At 68.6% G+C, this 26,246-nt stretch carries 29 protein-coding genes and 1 pseudogene; 20 read left to right on the top strand and 10 right to left on the bottom strand.

Annotation, left to right across the window (positions count from 1 at the left end):
* Window positions 1-23: 23 nt before the first annotated feature.
* Window positions 24-869, bottom strand: coding sequence for an EAL domain-containing protein (locus tag DSHI_RS15545; RefSeq protein ID WP_012179726.1), 846 nt, complete (start codon window positions 867-869; stop codon window positions 24-26).
* Window positions 870-980: 111 nt separating this feature from the next.
* Between DSHI_RS15545 and DSHI_RS15540 the strand changes: the two genes are divergently transcribed.
* Window positions 981-1,550 (top strand): DNA-3-methyladenine glycosylase I, encoded by a 570-nt coding sequence (locus DSHI_RS15540; RefSeq protein WP_012179725.1) that lies wholly within the window; start codon window positions 981-983, stop codon window positions 1,548-1,550.
* On the opposite strand, the gene DSHI_RS15535 is transcribed toward DSHI_RS15540, so the two are convergent.
* Window positions 1,547-2,122 carry a TlpA disulfide reductase family protein gene (locus tag DSHI_RS15535; protein WP_012179724.1) on the bottom strand — a complete coding sequence of 192 codons (576 nt, stop codon included), beginning with the start codon at window positions 2,120-2,122 and terminating at the stop codon, window positions 1,547-1,549. The genes DSHI_RS15540 and DSHI_RS15535 overlap by 4 nt on opposite strands.
* Window positions 2,123-2,156: 34 nt before the next feature.
* On the opposite strand from DSHI_RS15535, the gene argH reads away from it, so the two are divergent.
* From argH to DSHI_RS15515, 6 genes are all read left to right on the top strand, one after another.
* Window positions 2,157-3,548, top strand: coding sequence for an argininosuccinate lyase (gene argH, locus DSHI_RS15530; RefSeq protein ID WP_012179723.1), 1,392 nt, complete (start codon window positions 2,157-2,159; stop codon window positions 3,546-3,548).
* Window positions 3,545-3,715: a hypothetical protein gene (locus DSHI_RS22395; RefSeq protein ID WP_012179722.1), complete on the top strand. Its 171-nt coding sequence runs from the start codon at window positions 3,545-3,547 to the stop codon at window positions 3,713-3,715. The genes argH and DSHI_RS22395 overlap by 4 nt, the downstream gene beginning before the upstream one ends.
* Window positions 3,712-3,864 carry a hypothetical protein gene (locus DSHI_RS22620; RefSeq protein WP_203426287.1) on the top strand — a complete coding sequence of 51 codons (153 nt, stop codon included), beginning with the start codon at window positions 3,712-3,714 and terminating at the stop codon, window positions 3,862-3,864. Before DSHI_RS22395 ends, DSHI_RS22620 begins: the two co-directional genes overlap by 4 nt.
* 2 nt (window positions 3,865-3,866) lie before the next feature.
* Window positions 3,867-4,202: a DUF2834 domain-containing protein gene (locus tag DSHI_RS15525; RefSeq protein WP_012179721.1), complete on the top strand. Its 336-nt coding sequence runs from the start codon at window positions 3,867-3,869 to the stop codon at window positions 4,200-4,202.
* Between the two features lie 78 nt (window positions 4,203-4,280).
* The gene (gene lysA / locus DSHI_RS15520; RefSeq protein WP_012179720.1) at window positions 4,281-5,576 is read left to right on the top strand and encodes a diaminopimelate decarboxylase; all 1,296 of its coding nucleotides are present in this window, start codon (window positions 4,281-4,283) and stop codon (window positions 5,574-5,576) included.
* A 3-nt stretch (window positions 5,577-5,579) separates the two neighbouring features.
* The gene (locus DSHI_RS15515; protein WP_012179719.1) at window positions 5,580-8,264 is read left to right on the top strand and encodes a DUF4175 domain-containing protein; all 2,685 of its coding nucleotides are present in this window, start codon (window positions 5,580-5,582) and stop codon (window positions 8,262-8,264) included.
* A gap of 288 nt (window positions 8,265-8,552) precedes the next feature.
* Here the strand turns inward: DSHI_RS15515 and DSHI_RS15510 are convergent, their stop codons facing one another.
* The gene (locus tag DSHI_RS15510) at window positions 8,553-9,299 is read right to left on the bottom strand and encodes a zinc-ribbon domain-containing protein (RefSeq protein ID WP_012179718.1); all 747 of its coding nucleotides are present in this window, start codon (window positions 9,297-9,299) and stop codon (window positions 8,553-8,555) included.
* Between the two features lie 164 nt (window positions 9,300-9,463).
* Between DSHI_RS15510 and DSHI_RS15505 the strand changes: the two genes are divergently transcribed.
* From DSHI_RS15505 to denD, 9 genes and pseudogenes are all read left to right on the top strand, one after another.
* Window positions 9,464-10,135, top strand: coding sequence for a cell division ATP-binding protein FtsE (locus tag DSHI_RS15505; protein WP_012179717.1), 672 nt, complete (start codon window positions 9,464-9,466; stop codon window positions 10,133-10,135).
* Complete coding sequence (locus DSHI_RS15500; RefSeq protein ID WP_012179716.1) at window positions 10,132-11,025, top strand: cell division protein FtsX; 894 nt, start codon at window positions 10,132-10,134, stop codon at window positions 11,023-11,025. The genes DSHI_RS15505 and DSHI_RS15500 overlap by 4 nt, the downstream gene beginning before the upstream one ends.
* Complete coding sequence (locus tag DSHI_RS15495; protein ID WP_012179715.1) at window positions 11,025-11,780, top strand: lysophospholipid acyltransferase family protein; 756 nt, start codon at window positions 11,025-11,027, stop codon at window positions 11,778-11,780. The genes DSHI_RS15500 and DSHI_RS15495 overlap by 1 nt, the downstream gene beginning before the upstream one ends.
* A gap of 283 nt (window positions 11,781-12,063) precedes the next feature.
* On the top strand, window positions 12,064-12,774 hold the full coding sequence (locus tag DSHI_RS15490) for a hypothetical protein (protein WP_012179714.1): 711 nt from the start codon (window positions 12,064-12,066) through the stop codon (window positions 12,772-12,774).
* A pseudogene (locus DSHI_RS23140) lies at window positions 12,720-13,106 on the top strand (TniB family NTP-binding protein); the annotation flags it as partial. The gene DSHI_RS15490 and the pseudogene DSHI_RS23140, both read left to right, overlap by 55 nt.
* 13 nt (window positions 13,107-13,119) lie before the next feature.
* A complete protein-coding gene (locus DSHI_RS21475) occupies window positions 13,120-13,917 on the top strand; it encodes a phage protease (protein WP_083768398.1) in 798 nt (265 codons plus the stop codon).
* 146 nt (window positions 13,918-14,063) lie between these two features.
* Window positions 14,064-14,426, top strand: a complete 363-nt coding sequence (locus DSHI_RS15480) for a hypothetical protein (RefSeq protein WP_012179712.1) — start codon at window positions 14,064-14,066, stop codon at window positions 14,424-14,426.
* A 271-nt stretch (window positions 14,427-14,697) separates the two neighbouring features.
* Window positions 14,698-15,654, top strand: a complete 957-nt coding sequence (locus DSHI_RS15475; RefSeq protein WP_012179711.1) for an L-malyl-CoA/beta-methylmalyl-CoA lyase — start codon at window positions 14,698-14,700, stop codon at window positions 15,652-15,654.
* A gap of 243 nt (window positions 15,655-15,897) precedes the next feature.
* Entirely contained in the window at window positions 15,898-16,842 is a 945-nt protein-coding gene (gene denD / locus DSHI_RS15470; protein ID WP_012179710.1) for a D-erythronate dehydrogenase, read from the top strand.
* A 3-nt stretch (window positions 16,843-16,845) separates the two neighbouring features.
* Here the strand turns inward: denD and DSHI_RS15465 are convergent, their stop codons facing one another.
* Window positions 16,846-17,628 carry a FadR/GntR family transcriptional regulator gene (locus tag DSHI_RS15465; RefSeq protein WP_012179709.1) on the bottom strand — a complete coding sequence of 261 codons (783 nt, stop codon included), beginning with the start codon at window positions 17,626-17,628 and terminating at the stop codon, window positions 16,846-16,848.
* Between the two features lie 120 nt (window positions 17,629-17,748).
* Here DSHI_RS15465 and DSHI_RS15460 point away from each other — a divergent pair, with 120 nt between their 5' ends.
* Window positions 17,749-18,633 (top strand): NAD(P)-dependent oxidoreductase, encoded by an 885-nt coding sequence (locus DSHI_RS15460; RefSeq protein ID WP_012179708.1) that lies wholly within the window; start codon window positions 17,749-17,751, stop codon window positions 18,631-18,633.
* Window positions 18,630-19,877 carry a glycerate kinase type-2 family protein gene (locus tag DSHI_RS15455; protein ID WP_012179707.1) on the top strand — a complete coding sequence of 416 codons (1,248 nt, stop codon included), beginning with the start codon at window positions 18,630-18,632 and terminating at the stop codon, window positions 19,875-19,877. Before DSHI_RS15460 ends, DSHI_RS15455 begins: the two co-directional genes overlap by 4 nt.
* A gap of 3 nt (window positions 19,878-19,880) precedes the next feature.
* Here DSHI_RS15455 and DSHI_RS15450 read toward each other — a convergent pair whose 3' ends face one another.
* The 5 genes from DSHI_RS15450 to rbfA all read right to left on the bottom strand — a co-directional run bounded on the left by DSHI_RS15450 (window position 19,881) and on the right by rbfA (window position 24,116).
* Complete coding sequence (locus DSHI_RS15450; RefSeq protein ID WP_012179706.1) at window positions 19,881-20,897, bottom strand: glycosyltransferase family 2 protein; 1,017 nt, start codon at window positions 20,895-20,897, stop codon at window positions 19,881-19,883.
* Window positions 20,898-20,959: 62 nt separating this feature from the next.
* Window positions 20,960-22,390: a tannase/feruloyl esterase family alpha/beta hydrolase gene (locus tag DSHI_RS15445; RefSeq protein ID WP_012179705.1), complete on the bottom strand. Its 1,431-nt coding sequence runs from the start codon at window positions 22,388-22,390 to the stop codon at window positions 20,960-20,962.
* A 122-nt stretch (window positions 22,391-22,512) separates the two neighbouring features.
* Window positions 22,513-22,791 (bottom strand): DUF1294 domain-containing protein, encoded by a 279-nt coding sequence (locus tag DSHI_RS15440; protein ID WP_012179704.1) that lies wholly within the window; start codon window positions 22,789-22,791, stop codon window positions 22,513-22,515.
* The gene (truB, locus tag DSHI_RS15435) at window positions 22,791-23,705 is read right to left on the bottom strand and encodes a tRNA pseudouridine(55) synthase TruB (RefSeq protein WP_012179703.1); all 915 of its coding nucleotides are present in this window, start codon (window positions 23,703-23,705) and stop codon (window positions 22,791-22,793) included. Before truB ends, DSHI_RS15440 begins: the two co-directional genes overlap by 1 nt.
* 3 nt (window positions 23,706-23,708) lie before the next feature.
* A complete protein-coding gene (gene rbfA, locus DSHI_RS15430; RefSeq protein WP_012179702.1) occupies window positions 23,709-24,116 on the bottom strand; it encodes a 30S ribosome-binding factor RbfA in 408 nt (135 codons plus the stop codon).
* Between the two features lie 118 nt (window positions 24,117-24,234).
* Here rbfA and dapB point away from each other — a divergent pair, with 118 nt between their 5' ends.
* Window positions 24,235-25,044: a 4-hydroxy-tetrahydrodipicolinate reductase gene (gene dapB / locus DSHI_RS15425; RefSeq protein ID WP_012179701.1), complete on the top strand. Its 810-nt coding sequence runs from the start codon at window positions 24,235-24,237 to the stop codon at window positions 25,042-25,044.
* A gap of 118 nt (window positions 25,045-25,162) precedes the next feature.
* Window positions 25,163-25,570, top strand: coding sequence for a BLUF domain-containing protein (locus DSHI_RS15420; protein WP_012179700.1), 408 nt, complete (start codon window positions 25,163-25,165; stop codon window positions 25,568-25,570).
* 3 nt (window positions 25,571-25,573) lie between these two features.
* On the opposite strand, the gene DSHI_RS15415 is transcribed toward DSHI_RS15420, so the two are convergent.
* Window positions 25,574-26,212 carry a TetR/AcrR family transcriptional regulator gene (locus DSHI_RS15415; RefSeq protein ID WP_044028057.1) on the bottom strand — a complete coding sequence of 213 codons (639 nt, stop codon included), beginning with the start codon at window positions 26,210-26,212 and terminating at the stop codon, window positions 25,574-25,576.
* Window positions 26,213-26,246 lie beyond the last annotated feature (34 nt).

The following is a 26,246-nucleotide window of genomic DNA, read 5'->3' as shown; positions in this document are numbered from 1 at the left end:
CTGTGTGCTGCCCGTTTTCAGGCTCAGGCGCGCAGGCGCTGGGGCTGGTCCAGCCAGGGCGGATTGGTGCTGGGGGCGGCGAAAAGATAACCCTGCATGCAGTCGATCCCGGCCGCGGTCAGGAAGGCCGCGTCGGCAGCGTTCTCCACCGACTCCGCGACCGTGAACATGTCGAAATGTCCGGCCACGGAGATCAGCGCCTGGGTCAGGACCTGGTTGTCCGCACTCAGGGAGATGTTGCGGATGAACTTGCCGTCGATCTTGAGGATGTCGAAGAAGAAGTCCCGCAGATAGGCAAAGGACGTGTGCCCGGCCCCGAAATCATCCAGCGCGAAGGTGATGCCCTTGCGCTGCAGATCGCGCATGAACACGGTCACGATCTCGGGGATGGTCATCGCGGACTGCTCGGTGATCTCCAGGATCAGCCGCTCGGCGATGGTCGGGTCCTTGGCGAGGCCCCGTTCCAGGGTCTCGGTCCATTCCGGATACCCGATGGAGCGCGCGGACATGTTGATCCCCAGCCGCAAGGTCGGCACAAGGCGCAGCGCCTCCAACCCCCGCTCCAGCGCGAGGCAGTCGATCTGTCGGCCAAGCTCCATTTCCTCGACCACGGTGATGAAGTCCTTTGCGGGAATGAGCCGCCCACTGTCATCATGGATGCGGATCAACCCCTCCTGGTAGGCGACCTTGTTCTGCCGTCCGGCCTGCATGATCGGCTGGAAAGCCAGAAGGGCGTTCTTGTGGTTGACGGCCTGTTTCACCAGGGCGATGACGGACTTGTCCCGCTGGGCCACCGCTTCGGCAAGGGGCGTGTTCTGGGGGTTGCGATTCCGGGGTCCGGGGCGTTTCGGCGGTTGCTTCGGCGGCATGGGCAGCTCCAATCGTTACGGGGCGATCCTTGCGCATGAGTCCTTAATTCGCCATGAATCTTCCCGGTTTGTTCCAAATTCAGTTCAAATGCCGCAGATCGGGAGGACAGGATGGCGGAGCGTTGTGGATGGTGCGGGCAGGACCCGCTCTATGTGGCCTATCACGACACCGAATGGGGCGTGCCCGACCGCGACCCCCGGGCCCTGTGGGAGAAACTGGTGCTCGACGGGTTCCAGGCGGGCCTGAGCTGGATCACGATCCTGCGCAAGCGCGAGGCGTTCCGCGCCGCCTTCGCCGGGTTCGACCCCGAGGTGATCGCGGGCTGGGGCCCGACGGAGGTGGAGCGCCTGCTGCAAGACCCCGGCATCGTCCGCCACCGGGGCAAGATCGAGGCGACGATCACCAATGCCCAAGCCTATCTCGGGATCGAAGCCGCGCAGGGCTTCTCGCCCTACCTGTGGGGCTTCGTCGGCGACGCGCCGCTGCAGAACCGCTGGCAAAGCCTTGCGGAGGTGCCCGCCCAGACCGATATCTCCCGCGCGCTGTCGCGCGACCTGAAGGCGCGCGGCTTCAAGTTCTGCGGGCCGACCATCGTCTATGCCTTCATGCAGGCGACGGGCATGGTCAACGACCACCTGGTCACCTGCCCCTCCCACGCCCGCGTGGCGCGCCTCGCCTAGCTGTCCGCGCCGATCAGGGCCGTGACAATCGCCTTGGCCGAGGGCGTGTCCCACTCCGCCTCCCCGGTCATGCGGGCGATCTCCCGCCCGTCGCGATCGAGAATCACCGTGGTCGGCAGGCCCGGCACCTCCATCTCGCGGGCGATGCCCTGCTTGATGTCGCGGTACTGGGGGAGCGTCTGCAAGGCCGTGTCCTCGAAGAATTTCGCGATCCCCGTGGGGGAGTTCCGCCCCGTGGCCAGGGTCACCACCGCGAAATCGTCCCCGCCCAAGGCCTGGTTCAGCCGGTCGAGCCCCGGCATCTCCTTGCGGCAGGGCGCGCACCAGGTCGCCCAGAAGTTCAGCACCACGACCTTGCCGTCATAGGCCGCAAGGCTCGATTCGCTGCCATCGGCGCGCATGAAGGCCAGATCCGACCGCGCCCGGGGCGCCTCGTGAAAGCGCAGCTTTTCCATCTGGCCCTCGCGCAGCGCCTCCAGCGCCGCGATATCGAGCGCCGGCGCTCCTGCGGTCTCGGCGTTTGCACCAAGGGCAACGGCCATATATAGCACGGCGGACGCGATCCAGCGCATGTCTCATCCTTCCTACGTTTCACGGGGCCGTACCATGTCCGACACCAAATCCAACGCCATGTGGGGCGGCCGCTTCGCCGCCGGGCCGGACGCGATCATGGAGGCGATCAATGCCTCGATCGGGTTCGACCGGCGCCTGGCGCGGCAGGATATCGACGGCTCCCGCGCCCATGCGGCCATGCTCGCACAGCAAGGCATCCTTTCCAGTAAAGACGCCGAGGCGATCCGGGAAGGCCTGCTCACGGTCTTGTCAGAGATCGAAACAGGGCAGTTCGCCTTTTCGGCGGCGCTGGAGGACATCCACATGAACGTGGAAGCCCGCCTGAAAGAGCTGATCGGGGAACCCGCGGGCCGTCTGCACACGGGCCGGTCGCGCAACGACCAGGTGGCGACGGATTTCAAGCTCTGGGTGCGCGACCAGCTCGACGCGGCGGATGCGGGGCTCCTCGCGCTCTTGCGCGCGCTCCTCGCCCAGGCAGAGGCCGGGGCCGACTGGGTCATGCCAGGCTTTACCCACCTGCAGACCGCGCAGCCGGTGACCTGGGGCCACCACATGATGGCCTATGTCGAGATGTTCGCCCGCGACCGCGGCCGGATGCAGGACGCCCGCGCCCGGATGAACGAATGCCCCCTCGGCGCCGCGGCGCTGGCGGGCACGTCCTTTCCGCTCGACCGCGACGCGACCGCGCAGGCGCTGGGCTTCGATCGCCCGGCGGCCAATTCGCTCGACGCGGTGTCGGACCGGGACTTCGCGCTGGAATTCCTCGCCGCCGCCAGCATTTGCGCGATGCATCTCAGCCGCATGGCCGAGGAGCTGGTGATCTGGTCCTCGGCGCAATTCCGCTTCGTCACCCTGTCGGACCGGTTCTCCACCGGCTCGTCGATCATGCCGCAGAAGAAGAACCCGGATGCCGCCGAGCTGATCCGCGCCAAGATCGGCCGGATCGTCGGGGCCAATGTGGCGCTGCTGACGGTGATGAAGGGGCTGCCGCTGGCCTATTCCAAGGACATGCAGGAGGACAAGGAACAGGTCTTCGATGCCGCCGACACGCTGATGCTGGCGCTCGCGGCGATGGAAGGCATGGTCCGCGACATGACCGCGAACCGCGCCAGCCTCGAGGACGCGGCGGCCAGCGGCTTCTCCACCGCGACGGATCTCGCCGACTGGCTGGTGCGGGAGTTGAACTTGCCTTTCCGCGATGCACATCATGTCACGGGCACGCTGGTGGCCATGGCCGAAGCGAAGGGCTGCGACCTGCCGGACCTGAGCCTGGCGGAGATGCAATCGGTCCATGGCGCGATCCGGGCCGATGTGTTCGAGGTGCTGGGGGTCCATAACTCGGTCGCCAGCCGGACAAGCTACGGCGGCACGGCCCCGAGCCAAGTGCGCGCGCAGGTTGCGCGCTGGAAGGAGAGACTGGGATGAGTTTGACCAAAGCCTGCCTGGCCGCAGCCCTCTGCCTCGCGCTCGCGGGCTGCAACGTGACGAACCCCCGGGTCGGCGCCGGTGTGAGCATCGGCACCGATGGCGTGAACGTCTCTCCCTATGCCGGGGTCAGCCTCGGCCGCGCCCGCGTGGGGATCGGGCTGTGATCCGCGCCTTAGCCTTGTGCCTCGTCGCGGCCCTTGCCGCCTGCGGCGTCGACGGCCCGCCCACGGCGCCCGACCCGGCGCCTGAGCGGACCACGGGCGTGACCGTGTCCGGCAGCGCCCAGGCTGGCGTGATCTACCGGGAGCAATGACCATGACCCCGCTGCGCTGGCTTTACCTCGCCCTCGCCATCTGGGGCGCGATCCACCCGATGTATTATTTCATCTCCTACATGCAGGCGACGGGCACCGGCCTCTCGGGTCTGATCGACGCGTGGTATGTGAACGACTCGACCACCGGGCTGACCTGGGACCTGACCATCGCGGCGATCGCGCTCACGGTGTTCGTGGTGTCGGAAACCGTGATGCGGCGGAACTGGATCGGCCTGATCGCGGTGCCCGCGACTTTCTGCATCGGTGTGTCCTGCGGGCTGCCGCTCTATCTCTTCCTGCGCGCGGGACCGATCCGCGGGGCCAAGGATCTTGAGTAAGATCCTTGGCAAAATCCTTTCTCAAGGATTTTGCGCCCGGCCCCACCCCTCTGCCTGAGACCACCAAGGACCCGCCCGATGGACCATTTCACCTATATCAAAGGCCAGCTCCATGCGGAGGATGTCCCGGTCTCCGCCATCGCCGACGCGGTGGGCACGCCTTTCTACGTCTATTCCACCGCGACCCTGACCCGGCATTTCAAGCTCTTCGACGAGGCGCTCTCCTGGGGCCCGCACCTTGTGTGCTTCGCGATGAAGTCGAACTCCAACCAGGCGATCCTGAAGCTGCTTGCCGATCTCGGCGCGGGCATGGACGTGGTCTCGGGCGGCGAATACGCCCGCGCGCGGGCCGCCGGCGTGCCCGGCGACCGGATCGTGTTCTCCGGCGTCGGCAAGACCGCCGACGAGATGCGCATGGCCCTGACCGGCGGCATCCGCCAGTTCAACGTGGAATCCGAACCCGAGATGCAGCGGCTTTCCGCCGTCGCCCAGGGCCTCGGGATGCAGGCCCCGATCACCATCCGCGTCAACCCGGATGTGGACGCCAAGACCCACGAGAAGATCGCCACCGGCAAGTCCGAGAACAAGTTCGGCATCCCGATCTCCCGCGCCCGCGAAGTCTATGCCCAGGCCGCCCGCCTGCCGGGGATCAAGGTCATCGGCATCGACGTCCATATCGGCAGCCAGCTGACCGAGCTCGAACCGTTCGAGCTGGCCTATGCCAAGGTGGCCGAGCTGACCCGGCACTTGCGCGCGGACGGGCACGAGATCACCCGCCTCGACCTCGGCGGCGGCCTCGGCATCCCCTATGCCCGCACCAACGAGGCCCCGCCCCTGCCCACCGACTACGGCGCGTTGATCCAGCGCACGGTGGGCGATCTGGGCTGCGAGATCGAGATCGAGCCGGGCCGCCTGATCTCCGGCAATGCGGGACTGTTGGTATCCGAGGTGATCTACGTCAAGCAGGGCGAGGACCGGCAATTCCTGATCCTCGACGCGGCAATGAACGACCTGATCCGCCCGTCGATGTACGGCGCCTACCACGACATCGTCCCGGTCCGCGAGGCCGCCCCGGGCACGCCCACGACCCCCTACGACATCGTCGGCCCCGTCTGCGAGAGCGGCGATACCTTCGCCAAGAGCCGTGAAATGGTGCCCCTCACCGAGGGCGATCTGGTGGCCTTCCGCTCCGCCGGGGCCTACGGCGCCGTCATGGCGTCGGAATACAATACCCGCCCCCTGATCCCGGAAGTTCTGGTCCACGGGGATCAATTCGCTGTCATCCGTCAGCGGCCCAGCTTTGACGAAATCATAAATCGCGATACCATTCCTGCATGGCTGGTGGATACTCCCGTCCCCGCCGAGCAGGAATGACCCATGCCAGACCCCAACGCGGCACCGCGTGACGAGGATTTTGCAACCGGCAAGGACAGCGCCCTCCGGCACCTGACCTGGCCGCGCCGCCTGACCCAGATCGGCATGACGGCCGAGCGCTTCGCGCGCGCTTTCTGGCCGCTCTGGTGCGTGCTGGCGCTCGGCCTCGTGGTGGTGATCTTCGGCGCGGGGCTGAGCGCGCCGCTCGAGGCGATCTGGATCGCGACCGTCGTCTTCCTGCTCGCCGCCGGGGGCGCGCTCTGGCACGGGCTGCGACAGTTCCGCCTGCCCAGCCGGGCCGAGGCCGAGGCCCGCCTCGACCAGACCGTCCCGGGCCGCCCGATCGAGACCCTGCGCGACCTGCAGGCCATCGGGGCGACCGACGCGGGCTCCCGCGCGGTCTGGGACGCGCACCTGCGCCGCATCGCCGAACGCGCCCGCGGCGCCAAGGCGGTCCTGCCCAACCTGCGCCTGGCCGACCGCGATCCGTATGCCCTGCGCTACGTGGGCGCGACCGGGCTCGCGGTGGCGCTGCTCTTCGGCGGGCTGGGGCAGGTGCGCGACCTCGACCGCGCCCTGACCCCCGGCGGGCAGGCGCTCGCCACCGGCCCGGCCTGGGAAGGCTGGATCGAACCGCCCGCCTATACCGGCAAGCCGAGCCTCTATCTCAACGACCTCACCGGCGCCGCCCTGGCGGTCCCCGAAGGCAGCCGCATCACCCTGCGCCTCTACAGCAACGAGGGCGCGCTGTCGGTGCGCGAGGATGTGTCCGACGCGCCCGCCGCACCCTCCAACGATCTCGCCCAGGAGGTGATCGTCGCCCGTGACGGCACGCTCGCCATCGAAGGCGAGGGCGGGCGCAGCTGGGATCTGACCGTGCTGCCGGACGAGCCTCCCACCATCGCCGTGGACGGCCCGGTCACCCGCACCGCCATGGGCGAGATGGAGCTGCCCTTCGCGGCCCAGGACGATTACGCCGTGGTCGGTGGCACCGCCCGGATCACTCTCGACCTGCCCAACGTGCCCCGCACCCACGGGCTCACCGCCGCGCCCGAGCCGCGCGAGACCATCGAGGTCAACATCCCGCTCTCGATCTCCGGCGACCGCTCGGATTTCACCGAGGTGCTGGTCGACAACTTCTCCGAACACCCCTGGGCAAACCTGCCCGTGACACTCACCTTCACCGCCCAGGACGACCTGCGCCAGGAAGGCGTGGCCGAACCGTTCGAGATGCTCCTGCCCGGGCGCCGCTTCTTCGACCCGATGGCCCAGGCCATCATCGAACAGCGCCGCGATCTGCTGTGGACCCGCGACAATGCCGAACGCGTCAGCCAGCTTCTGCGCGCCGTCAGCCACCGCCCCGAGGGGTTCATCACCAACGACACCGCCTACCTGATGCTGCGCACCGCGCTCTCCCGCCTTATCGTCGGGCTGGAGACCGAGGTCACGCCGGTCCTGCAGGAAGAGGTGGCCGAGGCCCTCTGGAATGCCGCCCTGCAATTCGAAGAAGGCGATCTTGCCAACGCCGCCGAACGCCTCCGCCGCGCGCAGGAGCGTCTGTCGGAGGCCATGGAAAACGGCGCCACGGACGAAGAGATCGCCGAGCTGATGCAGGAATTGCGCGAGGCAATGCAGAACATGATGCGCGAGATGGCCGAGCAGTTTCAGCGCGACCAGGAAAACGGCCAGCAGCAGGCCCAGACGCCCCAGGACATGCAGGAAATCACCGGTGACCAGCTGCAGGACATGCTCAACCGGCTCCAGCAACTGATGGAAGAGGGCCGCATGGACGAGGCCCAGGCCCTGCTCGACCAGATGATGCAGATGATGCAGAACATGCAGATGGCTCAGCAGGGCCAGCAAGGCCAGCAGGGCGAGGGCCAGCAGGCCATGGAAGGCCTGCAGGAAACCCTGCGCCAGCAGCAGGATCTGGCGGACGAAGCCTTCAACGACATGCAGAACCAGCAGGGCCAGCAAGGTCAGCAGCAGGGACAACAACAGGGCCAGCAGCAAGGACAGCAGCAGGGCCAGCAGCCGGGCCAGCAACCCGGCCAGGGCCAGCAAGGCCAGGGCCAGCAAGGCCAGCAATTCGGCCAGGGTCAGCAGCCGGGCCAGGGACAAGGTCAGCAGCAGCCGGGCCAGACCCCGGGCCAGGGCCAGGCGCAGAACGGGCAGGGCATGCCCGACGCCGAGAGCCTCGCCCGCCGCCAGGACCAGCTGGGCGACATCCTAGACGAGCAGGCCCAGAACCTGCCCGGGGCCGGCACCGAGCTGGGCGATGCCGCGCGCGACGCGCTGGACCGCGCCGGGCGCAGCATGGACGACGCCGCCGACGCGCTGGAACGGGGCGACCTGGCCGAAGCGCTCGACAACCAGTCCGACGCCATGGATGCCATCCGCGAAGGCATGGAAAACCTCGGGGAGCAAATGGCCCAGCAGCAGCAACAGCAGCAGCCGGGTGGCCAGCAGGGCCAGGCCGCCAACGAGGGCCCGGGCCAGCAACGCGACCCGCTCGGCCGCGACAACGGCAACCAGGGACGGCTCGGGACCGACGAGAACCTGCTCCAGGGCGAGGACCGCTACCGCCGCGCGCAGGAGCTTCTGGACGAAATCCGCCGCCGCTCCGGCGAGCAGGAGCGCCCGGATGCCGAGCTCGACTACCTCAAACGTCTGCTCGACCGCTTCTGACCCGCGCCCCGGGCCCGCGCCCGGTTGGCGTAATCGGGGCAGGGGGCCCGGTCCGCGGCCCCGGAACGCCCCCTCCCGCCCCGCGCGCGCCTTGAACAGGGGGGCAGGCCCCGCCGCCCACGCTCGGCGCAGGGAATAGGCCATGTTGCCCAAGGCTCGCCGCCGGGAAAGCCCACGGATCCGCAGCCGCCCCGCATCGCCCCGCCCTGCGCCACGGCAGCGCGCGCCCTCTTCATCTTTGCAGAAATACGTCGGGGGCTCGGGGGCAGCGCCCCCGCACAGACCGCTTTACCCCTCGGACCCGGTCAGCATTCCTTCGATCGCCGCACCGGCATCCATCAGCTTGCCATTGAGCCACAGCCGCCCCGCGTTCATCTGGCCGACATAGGCCTCCAGGTACGGCGTCGTGGCGGGCAGGCGCGCACTGATTCCGGGCGCATTGGCATAGACCAGCACCGCAAACAGCGCCACCAGCAGCACGCTCGCGAATCCCAGCCGGAAGCCGCGCCCACTGCGCTTCTGCGCTTCGACTTCCGCCTCGGTCAGCCGGTTGGCGGCGGCGGCCTTGGTCAGGGTCTTGGCCCGCAGGCTGGAGTTGATCTCCTCGATATCCGGCAACAGGTCGCGCCGGGGCACCTCGGACCGCTTGGCCTCGGCGAACCGCGCTGGCGCCGGGGCCATGCTGTCTTCCGCCGCCTCGGGCGTCTCCGCCGGGGCAGGCGGGTCGTCCAGGGCAAGTTCTTGCTGAGTTTCCACCAGATCGGCGGTTTCGCGCCGCCGCTGCTGCGCCTCGCGCTCCGCCTCAGCCTTCAGGACATCCGCGATCGCCGGATCGAGCTCCCGCTGGGCCGCCCGCGGGGTTTCCGGCTCCGGGCGCGGCGCCATCCGCGCCTCCGCTACGGCCGTCCGGCCCGCATCGGGCAGCTGGAACCACCCGTGCCCGCAGCTGGAACACTGCACATCCCGGCCCCGTGCCGGTATGGCACTGTCCGCCACCTCGTATTGTGCCCGACAATTGGGACAGGTCAGCCGCATTCTCTGCCCACCGTCTCGATCCTGACCGCTCGTTTCTGTCCGGCGCGTCCCCTAGTATGGCCGCATCCGAACCCCTCGACCACCATGATCGACCCCACCGCACGCAATTGCAACTGCCAAGAGACATGCGCTACAGACAGGCAGCACGAGGGAGACCCCCACCCATGATCACACTGGACAACGTGGCGTTCCGCTACGGCGACCGCCCGCTCTTCGGCGGCGTGTCTCTCGATGTCCAACCGGGGGATTTCTACTTCCTCACCGGTCCCTCCGGCGCGGGCAAGACCACCCTGGTGCGCCTGTGCTACCTCGACCTCGCCCCCGAGGACGGCACCGTCACCTGCTTCGGCAAACCCGGCACCACCCTCGCCCGGGACGAGATCGCCGACATGCGCCAGCGGATCGGCGTCGTCCACCAGGACTGCCGCTTCCTCGACCACCTGAGCGTCGCCGACAACATCGCCCTGCCGGTCTCGGTGGCGGGCCGCGCGGTGTCGGAGGGCGACCTGAGCGAGTTGCTCAAATGGGTGGGCCTGTCGGGCCGCGCCGACGCCCGGCCGCCGGAACTGTCGGGCGGCGAACGCCAGCGCGCCGCGCTCGCCCGCGCGGTGATGATGGACCCGGACGTGATCCTCGCGGACGAGCCCACGGGCAATATCGACTGGGAGATGTCCCAGCGCCTGCTCACCCTGCTGGTGGAGCTCAACCGCATGGGCAAGGCGATCCTGCTGGCCACCCACGACATGGCCCTGATCCGGCAGGCCAAGACCATGACCACCGCCCGCGTCCTGCGCCTTGCAGGCGGGACGCTGCAACAGGCGGGGACCGACCTGTGACGACACACGCCGACGCGCCCAAGATCGACCTCTCCGCCGATGACGTGGTCCCGCCCACGGGCTTCACCGCGTCGCTCACCGTGTTCACCGCCGCCGCCATGGCGTTTCTCGCGGTCTTCGCCCTCGCGCTCGCGGTCTCGGCGGGCCAACTGGCCGACCGCTGGTCCGAGGCGCTCTCGCGCACCGCCACCATCCGCATCGCCGCCCCCCCGGGCCAGGTGGAGGCGCAGACCCGCGCCGTGCTCGACGTGCTGCAAACCACCCCCGGCGTGGCCGAGGCCCGCGTGCTGGACCGGGCCGAGCAGCAGGCCCTGCTGGAGCCCTGGCTCGGCCCCGACCTGCCGCTCGACACCCTGCCGATCCCGCGGCTGATCGAAGTGACCGAAACCGCCCAGGGCTACAGCCCCGAGAACCTGCGCCTGCGGCTCGCGGCCGAAGCCCCCGCCGCCGTGCTCGACGATCATACCCGCTGGCGCCGCCCGCTGGTGGACGCCGCCGACCGGCTTCGCGCCCTGGGCCTCGTCTCGGCGCTGCTGATCGGCGGGGCGATGGCCGCGATGATCACCCTGGCGGCCAACGCGGCCCTCGCGGCGAATGGCCAGGTCATCACCGTCCTGCGCCTGGTGGGCGCGCGCGACATCTTCATCGCCCGCGCCTTCATGCGCCGCTTCACCCTGCGCGCCCTGATCGGGGCCGCGGCGGGCAGCCTGCTGGCGACCCTCGCCTTGCTGCTGGTGCCGTCCTCGGGGCCGCAGGACAGCTTCCTGTCGGATCTCGGCTTCTCGGGTGCTGCCTGGGGCCTGCCGGTCCTCGTGCCGCTGCTGGCCGCCGCCACCGCCTATCTCGCCACGCGCCTCGCCGCGCTGCGCATGCTCAGAAAGCTCGCCTGATGCAACTGATCCGCTCGCTCCTGTTCAACATCCAGATGTATGTGGCGATGTTCCTGCTGTTCTGCTGGTTCACCCCGGTGGCGATCTTCCACCGCCCGGCGGCCTATGCCGCGATCCGCACCTATTGCCGCTACGTGCGCTGGTCGGCCGCCTGGATGATCGGCCTGAAATCCGAGATCCGGGGCACGGTGCCCCAGGGCGAGCTGATCATCGCCGCCAAACACCAGAGCTTCTTCGACATCATCCTGATCTGCTCGGTCATTCCCGCCCCCCGCTTCATCGCCAAGAAAGAGCTGCGCCGCACCCCGATGCTCGGCTGGTACGCACGGCGCGTGGGCTGCGTCTTCGTCGACCGGGGCAAGCGCGGCAAGGCGATCCAGGACATGGTGGCGGGCGTCACCGACCCCGAGGCGCCCAAGGGCCAGCTGGTGATCTACCCGCAAGGCACGCGCGTGGCCGCCGGGGCGGACAAGCCCTACAAGACCGGTGTCGGCGCGCTCTACACCCGCCTGGGCCAGACCTGCGTACCAACGGCGACCAATGTGGGCGTGTTCTGGCCGCGCTCGGCGGTGCTGCGCAAGCCGGGGCTGGCGGTGGTCGAATTCCTCGACCCGCTCGGCCCGGACCTGTCGATCGAGGAATTCATGGCCGAGATCGAAACCCGGATCGAGACCGCCTCCGACGCGCTCATGGCCGAGGCCGGGTTCGACGCCCCCGCCGCCCGCGCGGCTGGCCGCACGGCGTCGGCGGAGTGACCGCAGGCCCCGCAGCCCAACCTCCCGCCCCCGACCCCGCGCCTCGGTCCCGACCCCGCGCCTCGGTCCCGACCCCGCGCCTCCGTCCCGACCCGGCGCCTCGCACCGTCTCAAGTCTCGAAATATCCCGGGGGAGGCGCCGCATGGCGCCGGGGGCAGTGACGGCTTTCACAGGGTTTGAACCCCCTGAAAAACCGGGTGTAATGATTTAAAGGGGTTATGAGAGGGCGATTTCAGCCGGGTTTGCGCGCGAACTCGAAAAAATGTTCAATGATTTCAATGCATGGTCTGCGAAGTCGTGCGCGAAAATGGACTTGGTGAAATACCTTCCCATCGCACCTCAGCTAAGTCGTGGTTTCAAGGTAATGGAATTGCGACCATCACCGACAGGTCTGATGGTCGAAACCCGGAGTTCGTCCGGCTCTACGACCTTCCCGCGCCAGAGCGTCTTGCCTATCTGACGCGCGAGCTGGAGCATTTGCACCTTTCCCCTGGCAGCTATGACGCGGCGGCGCATGAGGCGTTCCTTGCGGCGTCGCCGTCGCGGCGGGACCGGGCGGAGCGGCGGGCGGCGGTGGCGCGGGTTCTGGTAGCGCTCGGACTGGACGTGAACTGGTCGGACCGGCTGCGGATCGTGCATGAGAAGTTCGGCGTAAAAGGGCTCTCAAAGCCTCGTTTGAAGGCCATTTTACGGGCCGTCGAAGGGGTCGATCCGATCAACTTCGCGCCTGCGCTGCTGGACGACTACAAAGGCACGACTGCACGCCAGCCGTTCGATCCGGCCTGGCGCACTTTCATGACGCTGATCCGCGATACAGGGCCTGATTGGCCTCTCAAGTCTGCCATGCGGGACGTGCGCGATATCGGAGCAATGCAGGGCTGGCATGTGCCGTCCTACCCGACCTTCTATCGGCGCTGCCTGAGCCCAACTCGCGCAACATGCCGCGCGTGGGTGACGAGATCGCCGAGGCGCTGGAGCCAGAGAGCTTCGTGATGATCGACGAGGCGCAATACCTTGTACAGGAAAACCCGCGCGGGCCGGACAACTGGATGGTGCTGGAATGGTTGCGTGCCTTGTCCGAGAAGGGCGGCTTCGGCGTGGCGTTCATCGGGGACCGGCGGCTTCTGGACAAGCTCAAGGGCGCGGACCAGCTCCAGCGCCGCACCCATCCCCGCGTGGTCATTCACCACGCCAGCGAAGCGGACGTGGACGCGTTCTGCCGGGCCGCTGGGCTGACCGACCCGGCAATCGTCAAGGTACTCGCCAAGGTCGCGAAACGCTATGGCGGCTTGGGGGATGTGGCCGAGGTGCTGACCACGGCGCGGGACATGGCCGGGGCTGGTCGCGCTCTTTCACCAGGGCGGGATCGACCTGCCCATCGACCACGAACACCAGGGCGACGACCCGGCCCGGCAGAAGAACGGCCCCGTGCCCGCCGCCGGTTGGATCAAGGGGCTCGAAGTGCGCCCCGATGGCATCTGGGGCGATGTGAGCTGGACCGCGAAGGCGCGCGAGATGTTGGAGGCGCGCGAGTACCGCTTCCTGAGCCCGGTCCTGATGCACACCAAGACGGGCGGCAGGATCACGCGGCTCAAGGGCGCGAGCCTGGTGCACCGCCCCAATCTCGACCTGACTGCCCTTGCCAGCGAAGGAGACGACATGACCGACCCCGAAGACACCTCCGCCCTGGCTGCGATTGCCGAGGCATTGGAGCTGGAACCCGTCGCCGACGCGGATGCGATCATGGCGGCAATTCCCGAGCTGCGCAGCAAGGCCGAAACGGCGGAACCGGATCCGGCGAAGTATGTCCCCATCGCCGCCCTGAAGGAGCTGATGCAGGACCGGGGGGCCACCAAGGCGACCCTCTCCGAGCACCTGGTCGAAGCGCGCGTCACCGAGGCTCTGCATGCGGGCTATATCACGCCCGCCATGCGGAGCTGGGCAACGGCGCTATGTGCGCAGGACCCCGACAGCTTCGAGGACTTCATTGCATCTACGACCCCGGCCTATGGCCATCTCTTCAAGCGGGCAGCAATCCCCGGCCTGCCAGCCGACGCGTCGGCCCCGCCTGAGACGGTCGTCCAGTCCCTCTGCGATCAGCTCGGTCTGAAGCCCTCGGACTTCGATATCCGCTGACGAGACACCCGCCGAACACACGTCCGGCGGGCCGAAACCTGCGGGGAGCGCACGCAATCTCCGCTTCGCGAGGGTCGGAAGGCGGCGCGAGCCGTCTGAGCGAAGTTCCCGCGCTGCCCGCAGGTGCCTCAAGACCAGGAGAAACCATGGCCAATACCAAAGACGCGCTTCTCGCAATCGCCCTTGCCGACCTACAGGCCGTCCAGGCGAAAACCGACGCCGCGCAGATCGCTCGAAAACGCGCCTTAAACAGCCTTTCAAAGGTGCTTCACTCGCACGAGTTGGACGCAGCCACACCGCGCGGCAACGCACATCTTGCGAACCATCGAACCGGCGTGCCTGAGAAGATAGACAGCGACCCGGAACTGGAAGCCTTCCTTATGGACCGCATCCACAACACAGGCTTTGTCCAACTCGCCGCAGAGGTGGCGGAGCACTTCCCCCCGAGCGCCGCGTCGGAAAGAGCGCAATCAACGACTGGTGGAACCGAAAACTGCGCCCTGATCTGACCTGACAACCGCCCCCTCCCATCCAAGAACTTCCGGGTTCTTGGGGTTTCTTCCGGGTTCAAACCCAGTGAACAGGGGGGTACAATCCAGATGAAAGCATACACGGGGGCAGCGCCCCCGGGAGCCCCACGCCAGCCTCCCTGTCCCCGCGCCGGTGGTACGCGCCGCACCTGCAATGCTGCGCCCGCAAAATTACGCTTGCGAGCCATGGCGCAATATTCTATCCCGCAGCGAACCCTACGCGAAATATAAGTGCAACAGGAACGCCCCAATGTCCTTCCGCCTCCAGCCCCCGGCCCCCGCCCGTCCCAACCGTTGCCAGCTCTTCGGCCCCGGCTCCCGCCCCGCGATCTTCGAGAAGATGGCCGCAAGTGCGGCCGACGTCATCAACCTCGACCTCGAGGATTCCGTCGCCCCCGACGACAAGGCGCAGGCGCGCAAGAACGTCATCCAGGCGATCGGCGATGTCGACTGGGGCAAGAAAACCCTCTCCGTCCGCATCAACAGCCTCGATACCCCGTTCTGGTACCGCGATGTGGTCGACCTGATGGAACAGGCGGGCGAACGCCTTGACCAGATCATGATCCCCAAGGTGGGCTGCGCCGAGGACATCTATGCCGTCGACGCGCTGGTGACCGCCGCCGAGGCCGCCGCGGGCCGCACCAGAAAGATCAGCTTCGAGGTCATCATCGAAAGTGCCGCCGGCATCGCCCATGTCGAGGATATCGCCGCCGCCTCGCCGCGCCTGCAAGCCATGAGCCTCGGCGCCGCCGATTTCGCCGCCTCCATGGGGATGCAGACCACGGGCATCGGCGGGACGCAGGAAAACTACTACATGCTCCACGAGGGTGCGAAGCACTGGTCCGACCCCTGGCATTGGGCGCAGGCCGCCATCGTCGCCGCCTGCCGCACCCACGGCGTGCTGCCCGTGGACGGCCCCTTCGGCGACTTCTCCGACGATGAAGGCTTCCGCGCCCAGGCCCGCCGGTCGGCCACGCTGGGCATGGTCGGCAAATGGGCGATCCACCCCAAGCAGGTCGCCATCGCCAACGAGGTCTTCACCCCCTCCGCCGAGGCCGTCGCCGAGGCCCGCGAGATCCTCGCGGCCATGGAGCAGGCCAAGGCCAACGGCGAAGGGGCAACGGTCTACAAGGGTCGGCTGGTGGACATCGCCTCGATCAAGCAGGCAGAGGTGATCGTCGCGCAGTCCGAACTGATCGGCGGCTGAGCCGGGTTTCAGGCCCGGTCGGCGTCTTGTCGGGCGACATGCCCGACAGATGCCCGACACTTGCCCGACAAAAGTCCGACAGGTATCCGACGCCCATTTTCGCTGTCTTATGAGGGACTTATGCTCTGCTGCCGGTTTCACGCCCGCACGGCGGCATGGTCAAATCTGTAAAAAATTTACAGACACGGACGCCGCCCTGCTCTATCTCCCGAGGGCGATACCGACAGGACGGAGGAGGCACCCATGCGGGCCATGATCATCGGCGCGGCGGGCATGCTCGGCGCGAAACTCAGCACCCAAATCGCCCAAGGCGCCGTGCCCGGCATCACCGATCTGGTCCTTGTCGACCGGATCGCGCCGGCCCCGGTCCCCGGCCTGCCCTGCCAATGCCTCGCCGCCGATCTCGGCGCGGCGGGCGCGGCGGCGGAACTTGCCGCCCTCGCCCCGGACCTGGTGTTCCATCTCGCCGCCGTGGTCTCAGGCCAGGCGGAGGCGGAATTCGACACCGGCTACGCGGTCAATCTCGATGCCTCGCGGGCCCTGTTCGAGGCGCTCCGGGCCTTGGAAACAAGGCCCCGCGTGGTCTTCGCCTCGTCGCTTGCGGTCTACGGCCCACCCTTCCCGGACGTGGTGCCCGAAGACTTCGTGCTGCGCCCGGCCTCCAGCTACGGCACGCAAAAGGCGATGGTCGAACTGCTGCTCGCCGACTACAGCCGCAAGGGGTTCCTGCGCGGCACCTCCCTGCGCCTGCCAACGGTGTCGGTCCGCCCCGGCGCGCCCAATGCGGCCGCCTCGGGCTTTTTGTCGGGCATCCTGCGGGAGCCTTTGGCGGGGCAGGCCGCGAACTGCCCGGTGCCCGACGTCACGCGGGTCTGGATCGCCTCTCCGGACGTGACGGTGGCCGGGCTTGCCCATGCCGCCGCCCTCGACTGGGACCGGATCGCGCCGCACCCGGTGCTGAACCTGCGCGGGATCAGCGTGACCGTGGGCGAGATGCTGGACGCGCTGGAGCAGCAGGCCGGACCCGACGCCCGCGCCCTGGTGAGCCGTAACCCGGACCCCGCCATCGCGCGGATCGTGCAGAGCTGGCCGGAGGCCTTCGTGACCGACACCGCCGCCGCGCTCGATTTCCCGGTGAACCCGGATTTCCCTGCGATTCTAAGGGAATATATCGACCAATACGCCTGAGGCTCAGCCCGCCTGCCCCAGGCTGTCGCGCAGGCGCGCATGGGGGGCGGCCTCGGTGCTGCCTTCCTCGGGCGCGTCCCACTGGGCCAGCAGGGTCCGGGCGAAATTGTCCAGATGGGCGTGCATGGCGGCGCGCGCGGCCTCCGGCGCGCCTTCGGTCAGCGCCTCGATGATCGCCTCGTGTTCGGCCACCAACTGCGGGCGCAGGTTGCTGTCGGCCACGGCACTCCGGATCGCGGTCCAGAGGGGGTTTTCGGTCTGGTCGCGCCAGAATTGCGCCGCCAGACGAGCCAGGACCGTGTTGCCCGCCGCCGTGGCGATCACCTCGTGGAACCGGGCGTCGGCTTCGGCGTCCCAGCCGCTCCCAGCGCTCTCCAGCGCCTGAAGGCAGCCCCAGAGCGTGTCGAGCTGTGCGGGCGTGATCGCTTGCGCGGCGAGCGCGGCCAGCTCCCCTTCGATCAGGCGCCTTGCCTCCAGCGCCTCGAACGGCCCCGGCACCGGGGCGACGGGCACCACGGCGGCGAGCTTCTGGTCCGCATCCTCCGCCACGGCACCGGGCGGGCCGAGCACATAGGCCCCGGACCCGAACCGCGTCTCGATATAGCCCTTCACCTCCAGCGCGATCAGCGCCTCGCGCAGGGTCGCGCGGCTGACGCCCAACTCCTCGACCAGCACCCGGTCGGGGGGCAGTTTCTCGCCGGTGGGAAAGACGCCTTCGGTGATCTTGCCGGCGATGGCTTCGGCCACGAGCCGGTAGCGGGGGGTCTGGGCGATGGGGTCGAACATGGGCGCTCCCGGGCTAGGCTTGCAGGCATTGACCGGAACGGGGCTGGCGCCCGACGCTCCGGTTGGCTACAGATTGTCTGACAATACTGCCGGGGGACCGGAACTCAAGGGAGAAGACCAATGGCGAAAGTGGCATTCATCGGGCTCGGGGTGATGGGGTATCCGATGGCGGGGCATCTCAAGGCGGCGGGCCACGAGGTGGTGGTCTACAACCGCACCACCGCCAAGGCAGAGGCCTGGGTCGCCCAGCACGGCGGCAGTCACGCCCTGACCCCGCGCGCCGCCGCCGAGGGGTGCGATTTCGTGATGACCTGTGTGGGCAACGATGACGACCTGCGCTCGGTCGTCTTCGGCGAGGAGGGTGCGCTCGCGGCGCTTGGCTCCGGCGCGATCCTGGTGGATCACACCACCGCCTCGGCCGAGGTCGCACGCGAGATCGCCGCGGCGGCCGCCGAGAACGGCGTCGGCTTCGTCGACGGCCCGGTCTCCGGCGGGCAGGCGGGGGCCGAGAACGGCCAGCTTGCGGTGATGTGCGGCGGGACCGAGACCGACTATGCCCGGGCCAAGCCGGTGATGGACAGCTATGCCAAGGCCACGGACCTGTTCGGCGCGGCGGGCGCAGGGCAGCTCACGAAAATGGTCAACCAGCTCTGCATCGCCGGGTTGGTTCAGTCGATCTCGGAGGGGTTGTTCTTTGCCATGAAGGCCGGGCTCGACGCCAGGAAGGTCGCGCAACTGGTCAGCCAGGGCGCGGGCGGGTCGTGGCAATTGGCCAACCGGCACGAGACGATGATCGACAACGAGTTCGACCATGGCTTCGCCGTGGACTGGATGCGCAAGGATCTGGGCATCGCGCTGGACCAGGCCAAGGCGATGGGGGTCTCACTGCCCGTGGCGGCGCTGGTCGATCAGTTCTACGGCGAGGTGCAGCAGATGGGCGGCGGGCGCTGGGATACCTCCAGCCTGATCCAGCGGTTCCGCAAGATGGACGGCCAGGACGTATGATCGCCGATCCCGAACCTTTCCTGCGCGGGCTGTTCCGGGCGGCTGTGGCGGCGGCGGATCCGGGCCTCGCGGTGCCGAACTTCCTGCCCGCCAAGCCCGCCGGGCGCGTGGTCGTGGTCGGGGCCGGGAAGGCGTCGGCCAAGATGGCGCAGGCGGTCGAGGCCGCGTGGGGCCCGTGCGAGGGGATTGTGATTGTGCCCTATGGCGGCGCGTTACCCACTGAAGGCATCGAGATTGTCGAGGCCCGTCACCCGGTCCCGGATGCCGCCGGTGAGGCGGCGGCGGGCCGGATCCTGAACCTCGTCTCGGGGTTGGGCGAGGGAGATCTGGCGCTGTGCCTGATCTCCGGCGGAGGCTCGGCGCTGATGGCGGCCCCGGGCGAGGGGCTGACCCTGGCTGACAAGCAGGCCGTGAACAAGGCGCTCTTGTCTTGCGGGGCGGCGATCGACGAGATGAACTGCCTGCGCAAGCATCTCAGCCGGATCAAGGGCGGGCGGCTGACCGTGGCGGCCTGGCCTGCGCGCACCGTGACGCTGACGATCTCGGACGTTCCCGGGGATGATCCGGCGATCATCGCCTCGGGGCCGACGGTGGCGGACCCGACCACGGCGACCGAGGCGCGGGCGATTGCCGCGCGCTATCACCTGGCGCTGTCGGATGCGGTGGCGGCGTACCTGCAGACCCCGGCCGCGGAGACGCCCGACCCGTCGCACCCAGCCTTTGCCGCGGCCGAGTGCCACCTGATCGCCACGCCGCAGATGGCGCTGGAGGCGGCGGCGGCCACGGCCCGGGCCGAGGGGGTCACGCCCCTGATCCTGGGCGACGCGCTGGAGGGCGAGGCGGCGGAGCTGGGCATCGTTCTGGCCGGTATCGCGCGGGCGGCGGTGACCCATGGTCATCCGGTGACGGGGCCTGCGGTGCTTTTGTCGGGGGGCGAGACGACCGTCACGGTGCGGGGCGGTGCGGGCAGGGGCGGGCGCAATTCCGAGTGCCTGCTGAGCTTCGGGCTGCATGCGCCGGAGGGGGTGTCGGCCATTGCCTGCGACACCGACGGGATCGACGGGTCCGAGGACAACGCAGGCGCGCTCTGGGTGCCGCGCGTGGCAGCCCACAAGGCGGAGGCGCGGAAGTATCTGGAGGCGCATGACGCCTATTCGTTCTTCGAGAAGGCGGGGGGGCTGGTCGTCTCCGGCCCGACCCACACCAATGTCAACGATTTCCGGGCGGTGTATATCCCCGGCTGAGGCTCAGTTTCCCGTCGTCTTGACGTAGAGCTTCGAGGCGCGCCCGAAGAGCCGGGTCAGGCGTCCGGCGATCCAGCCTGCCTGCCGGAAGAGCGATACCAGCCCGTAGCTGCGCGTCACCGGCAGCGACAGGGCGATCAGGACCAGCGACAGCGCCTTGAGCGGCAGCAAAATCAGGATGCTGGTGGCCGCACTGGCCCATTTGCCTTCGGCAACTTTCTGGCCGAAGGAGGTGGCCGACTGGTCCCGGCCGCGCGTGTACTGATAGGGCAAGGTGAGCCGTTCGGGCGGGACGGTTTCATAAACGATGGCGGCAGGGGCCCAGCCGGTCTCGACCCCCTTGGCGCGGGCGTCGCGGAAGAACTTGGTGTCGGACCCGCCGGTGAATTGCAGCGCCTCGTCGAAGCGCAGGCCGAGGTCGCGCACCAGCCGCATGTCGCAAAGCCAGTTGTTCGTGACCACGGTCACCCGGTCGGCCTGCCCGGCCTTCATGCGGTCGACCGCGCGGGCCTCCTTGGTGGCGAAGCGTTTGACCATGCCATCGAAGACGGTTTTCTGGGGTCCGCTGAGAGGTGCCTGCGGCTCGGTCAGCCGCACGGGGCCGCCGATCAGCTCGGCCGTGCCGCCGCGCCAGGCGGCCACGATCTCGGTCAGCCAGTCGGGCGCCACGGTCTCGTCATCATCGACATAGAGCACCAGGTCCGCGCCGAGGGCGGCGGCCTCCACCAGCCCGCGATTGCGTGCCATGGGGATACCCGGCACGGTTTCCAGAACGGCGTGCAGAGGCCCGGGCAGCTTGTCCTCGAAGGCCGCGATCACCTCGGTACTCCGGGCGGTCTCGTCATTCTCGACCACGAGGAAGATCGGCGTGACGTTCTCCGGCACCTCCAGCGCGGCGTAGGAGCCAAGCAACCGCTCCAGCATCTTCGGCCTGCGCCTTGTGCAGGCGGCGACCACCACGGTCAGGGGCCGCGTGGCGCGGATCTCGGCGGGCAGGGGGGCGGAGGGTGACTGGCTCATGGGCGGACCCTAGGGGAGGGCATGATCGGTGCCAAGGGCCGGGCTTGCCCCCCCGGGGCTTGTCAGTTCGCGCTGAGGATGCTGGTGGGGGCGGTGCCGTCCGCCAGCCATGCCTCCAGCGGCGTCATCGGGTCGAGCCCGGCCTGGGTCAGACCGCTCGGCCCGGCGAGGATCCCGCAATGGTCGAGCCCCGGCACCATGAAGAGCGCCACGTTCTCGGCCAGCGTCTCCTCGCCGCCCGCGGCCTCCGCCGCCTTCTCGTACCAATCGACCGTTTTGTAGGGCGTGACGATCGCATCCGCCCAGCCGTGCCAGACGATCATCTTGCCGCCCGCGGCGCGGAACGCGCTCAGGTCCGGGCTGTCGGCGTTGTAGAAGCCCGCGGACCGGGACATCCGGGCGGGGTCGGTTTCAAAGTCGAAATCGGCGGCGGTCCAGCCATGGCCCGGGTCCTGGTCGAAGGCCATGTAGGCCCCGAAATTATCGGCGAAGGCACTCACGAGCCGCCCGCCCCCATCGGCGTTGCCGGTGAGCCACAGCCACCAGAACGGCTCGGACCCTTCGGGAATGCCGCCCGGGTAAAGCTGCTCTCCGGCGGCGTTCACCGGACCCTGCCGCCATTTGGCCAGCACGTCCAACTCCGCTTCGGTGAGGCAGTCATCGCCCGCTGCCCCGGTGCATTGCAGTCCCGACAGGTCGACCTCGCAGGCGCGCGGGTCGGCGATCACCCCGTCCTCGGCCCCGTCCACGGCGTCGCATTGGGCCATCACCGCGTCGCCGATCAGCCCGTCCTTGCCGGGGCCGAGGATCGGGTTGCCGTCCGCATCGAGGTTCACCTGCATCAGATAGGACATCTTGGTGCCCACCAGATCGGTGTAATTCATCGCGGGCGCGCCGGAGATGATGCCGTCGAACAATTCGGGGAAGCGTTGGGCGGCCATATGGGCCATGCGCCCGCCGGTGGAACAGCCCTGGAAAATCTCCTGCTCCGAGCCGCTGCCATAGAAGGCCTCCAGCATCACCTGCGCCACCCGGTGGGTTTCCGAGATCGAGCGATAGCCCCAGTCGCGCTCCGCATGGGGGTTGTTGTCGGCCCAGGCGGCATCGACCACGGACAGCCCATGGTGCCCGCTGTCGGATGTGGCGGTGGCATAGCCGCGCTCCAGCCCCGGGCGCATGGCGTTGATCCAGCCCGCACCTGCGTCCGCGCGCCCCAGGATGCCGCAGAATCCGCCGCACCCGGCCTGGTAATACTTGCCGTTCCAGCCCGCCAGCGGCAGGCGCACCTCGATCGAGATGGCAGGCAGAGCGGTGGCGCGCACCTCGCAATACTCCGGTAGGGTCTCGGCCGCCGGGATCACCCGGGCCGAGGTGACGTAACCCCCGGAGAACACCGTATTGCGCAGCCCCTCGCAGGTGGCGGCATCGGTGGCGAGCGCGGCGGACGCGCTGGCCCCGAGCAGGACGGTGGACAGGAAAATCGCGGCGCGCATGGGCACCTCCCTCGTGCTGTTGGACAGGATGCACGGCCTCTGGCGGGCCGTTGCTGTCCAGTGTTGCCAATGTCACGCGGTGAGGGAAGGGCAAACCTCGAACGCCCCGGAAAAAGCCGGGGCTACTGCGCGAGGTAGAGGGCGAGCGCGGCGTGCGCGACAAGGATGCCGGTCAGGATATGCCGAAAGCCGGGCTTGACGCTCTTGTGGCGGAACACGATCTGCCCGAGCTTTGCGCCCAGGCTGCCGCCGATGATCGCCAGCAGGATCAGGCGGCGTTCCTCGATCCGGGCGCCGCCCTGCACCGCCTGCCGCTTGTCCAGCCCGAAAAGCGCGAAGGCCCCGACATTCAGAAGCAGCAGCGCCAGCCAGACCGGCACGTTCGGGAGAAGGTCGTCCATCACAAGGCTCCGTGTTGGAACACGCGGGTGGGGTGCAATTCCCCGGCGCGGTAGGTGCCCACGGCCACGGCCGTGCCGTTGTAAGAGGCCCAGGCGGTCTCGCCATATTCCGCGTCCGAGGCGCGTACCATGCCCGGGTTGCCGTTGCGCATCCGCGCCGCCCCCTCGGGGGTGCAGGGCAATTCCGGCAGGTCGGCAAGCCCGGTCTCCAGGGGCATCAGGTGGGCATCGAGGGCCGGGTCCTTGGCCAGGTCTTCAAGCGTCTCCAACGGAGTCGCATCGGAGAGCTCGAAAGGCCCGGACCAGGTGCGGCGCAGGGATTTGACATGGCCGAAGCAGCCGAGCGCACGGCCCAGGTCGCGAGCGATGGACCGGACATAGCCGCCCTTTCCGCAGACCATCTCGAGCGTGACGTGGTCGGGGTCGGGGCGGGCGATGAAGGTGAGGCTGTCGACATAGAGCGGGCGGGCCGCGATCTCCATCTCTTGCCCGGCGCGGGCGCGGGCATAGGCACGCTCCCCATCGATCTTCACGGCCGAGAATTGCGGCGGAACCTGCAGGATGTCGCCTTCGAAAGGGGGCAGGGCGGCGCGGATCTCGTCATCGGAGGGGCGCGCATCGCTGGTCTCGGTCACCTCTCCTTCGCCGTCATCGGTGTTGGTGGCTTGGCCCAGCCGCACGGTGAATTCGTAGGCCTTCAGCGCGTCGGTCACGAAGGGGACGGTCTTGGTCGCCTCGCCGAGTGCTATGGCCAGAACGCCCGTCGCCTCGGGGTCGAGGGTGCCCGCATGGCCCGCCTTCTGTGCATCGAAGGCCCAGCGGACCTTGCCCACCACCGCGTTGGAGCTCAGCCCCGCGGGTTTGTCGATCACGATCCAGCCGGAGACCGCGCGGCCCTTCTTGCGCCGTCCCATGGCTCAGTCCTCGTCCGGCTTGTCGAGATCCTGCCGGACGTGATCCTGGCTCAGCAGTCGCCGGGTTTCGTCCATCCGGTCGAAGGTCTCGTCGATCTGGAACCGCAGCTCGGGCGAGAATTTCAGGGTCAGCTCCTTGCTGACCGCGCGGCGCAGCTCGTGCCGGTTGCGGCGCAGGGCATCGAGTGCGTCCTGTGCCCCGTGCCCGCCCAGCGGCAGCACATAGGCGGTCGCCACCTTCAGGTCCGGGGAGGTCCGCACCTCGCCCACGGTGATCGACATCCGGTTCAGGTCCGGGTCGTGGATATCGCCCTGGTTCAGCACCGAAGACAGGGTGCGCCGGATCAACTCCCCCACGCGCAACTGGCGCTGGGACGGGCCGGAGCCGGTATCAAATCGCGAACGTGCCATGGTGGGGATCCTTTCGAGCCGCCCGTGTACCCGCCCCGCGCGCCCCATGCAACACGTGCGTTTGCGCGGGACGCCGCGTCGCGCTAGGAGGGGCGGGACAGACCGAAGGGGACACAAGATGAGCGATGTGCCGGGGATCGTGGTGACAGGGGGCTCTGGCCGGATGGGTCGGATGCTGATCGAGACGGTGCGTGGGTCGGACGCGGCACGGCTGGTGGGCGTGACCGAGCGGCCCGGCCATGACTGGATCGGTGCGGATATCGGCGTAGCGCTGGGCGGGGCGGCGATCGGGGTGACCGTGACCGACGACCCGCTGGAGGCGTTCGCGACCGCACAGGCGGTCATCGATTTCACCTCCCCCGCCGCGACCGTGGCCCATGCGGAGCTGACCGCCCAGGCCCGCGCGGTGCATGTCATCGGCACTACCGGGTTTTCGCCCGCGGATCTCGCCCATCTGGAGGCGGCTGCGCGCCATGCGGTGATCGTGCGGGCGGGGAACATGAGCCTCGGCGTCAACCTGCTTGTGAAGCTGACCGAGAAGGTCGCGGCGGCGCTCGATGCGGATTACGACATCGAGGTGATCGAGGCCCATCACCGCCACAAGGTCGATGCGCCTTCGGGCACGGCCCTGATGCTCGGCGAGGCGGCGGCGGCGGGCCGGGGCGTCGCGCTGGCGGATGTCTCCGACCGGGGGCGCGACGGGATCACCGGGGAACGCAAGCGGGGCGATATCGGCTTTTCGGCCATCCGGGGCGGCGACATCGTGGGCGAGCATGATGTGCTGTTTGCCGCCGAGGGCGAGCGGATCACCCTGCGCCACGTGGCGTCGGACCGCTCGGTCTTCGCGCGCGGGGCGCTGAAGGCGGCGCTTTGGGGGCAGGACAAGGGGCCGGGCGCCTATGACATGATGGATGTGCTCGGTCTTTGAGCATGGGCGCGGCCCGGCGGGTCCGTTCGCCACGCAAACGGCGCATTTCCCGAGGCGTTGTGTTAGTGTGCCCCAGCGGGGCTCACAGGCTGCGCGAGCAGCGCAGGAGCCCGCGCAGATGTCCCTGATCCAGATCGCCTATGTCTCCCGCCCGTTCGGTTACGACGCCGCGGCGCTTGCAGGCATCCTCGTGGATGCACGGGCGCGCAACCGGCAGGACAACCTGACCGGTGCGCTGATCTGTCGGGCGGATCTCTATTGCCAGCTGCTCGAAGGTCCCGAGCAGGCGGTACAGGCCTGTTTTGCCCGCATCGCCCGCGACGACCGCCACCTGGAGGTGCGCAAGCTCGCCACCCTGCCGATCAGCGACCGGCTCTTTCCAGGCTGGGACATGCGCCATGACCCGGCTGAGTCGTGGATGTGGAGCCGGGAAGAGACCACTGCCGGGCACGTGGAAAGCGCAACCGCTCTCGATATCCTCGCGGTGTTCCGCAAGCTGGCGGCCGGGCGCGGCGCGCCGGAATAGGCCTCAGGCCTTCAGTCCGTTCAGCACCAGGTCCAGGTGGCCTTCGAAATAGCGGTCCATGTCGATCGGCTCGTTCTCGGCGAAGGTCATGCCCCAGATCGCGGCCATCAGGCCCGGGGCCATCACCAGGCGCGGAAACTCGCGAATCGGGCCGTCGCGAAACTCCCCCCGGTCGATGCCGCGCTGCACCACCCGGTCGAGTACGGTCATGCCCGGACGGATGCCCTTGTCGTAGTAGAGCGTCCTGATCTCGGGAAATTGATGCCCCTCGCCGATGATGATCCGCATCAGCAGACGGGTATCGGACAGCACGATGTTCTCGTACATCTGCCGCAGCATCCCGCGCAGCAGCGCCTCGGTCGGCCCCTCGAACCCGTCCACAAGGTCGCCCACACGCGACAGCGCGGCGCTGACCTTGGCCTCGATCACGGCCTGGAACAGGGCCTGCTTGTTGGGAAAATACAGATAGACCGTGCCCTTGGCGATCCCGGCCTCGCGGGCGACCTCGTCCACCCGCGCCTTGCCGTAGCCATGGGCGCAGAACACCTTGAAGGCGGCCTCGACGATCTCGGCCGGGCGCGCGTCCTTGCGGCGACGCCGCGGCGGGGCGGCGGATTTCGGTGCGTCTGTCAGGTCGGTCATGTCCTTTCCTTCCTTCGCGGCGTTGCGGTCGCCG

It is taken from the genome of Dinoroseobacter shibae DFL 12 = DSM 16493 (assembly GCF_000018145.1).
GTDB lineage: Bacteria > Pseudomonadota > Alphaproteobacteria > Rhodobacterales > Rhodobacteraceae > Dinoroseobacter > Dinoroseobacter shibae.
The sequence above is the reverse complement of the archived record's forward strand: the minus strand, read 5'-3'. Positions and strand labels throughout refer to the sequence as shown.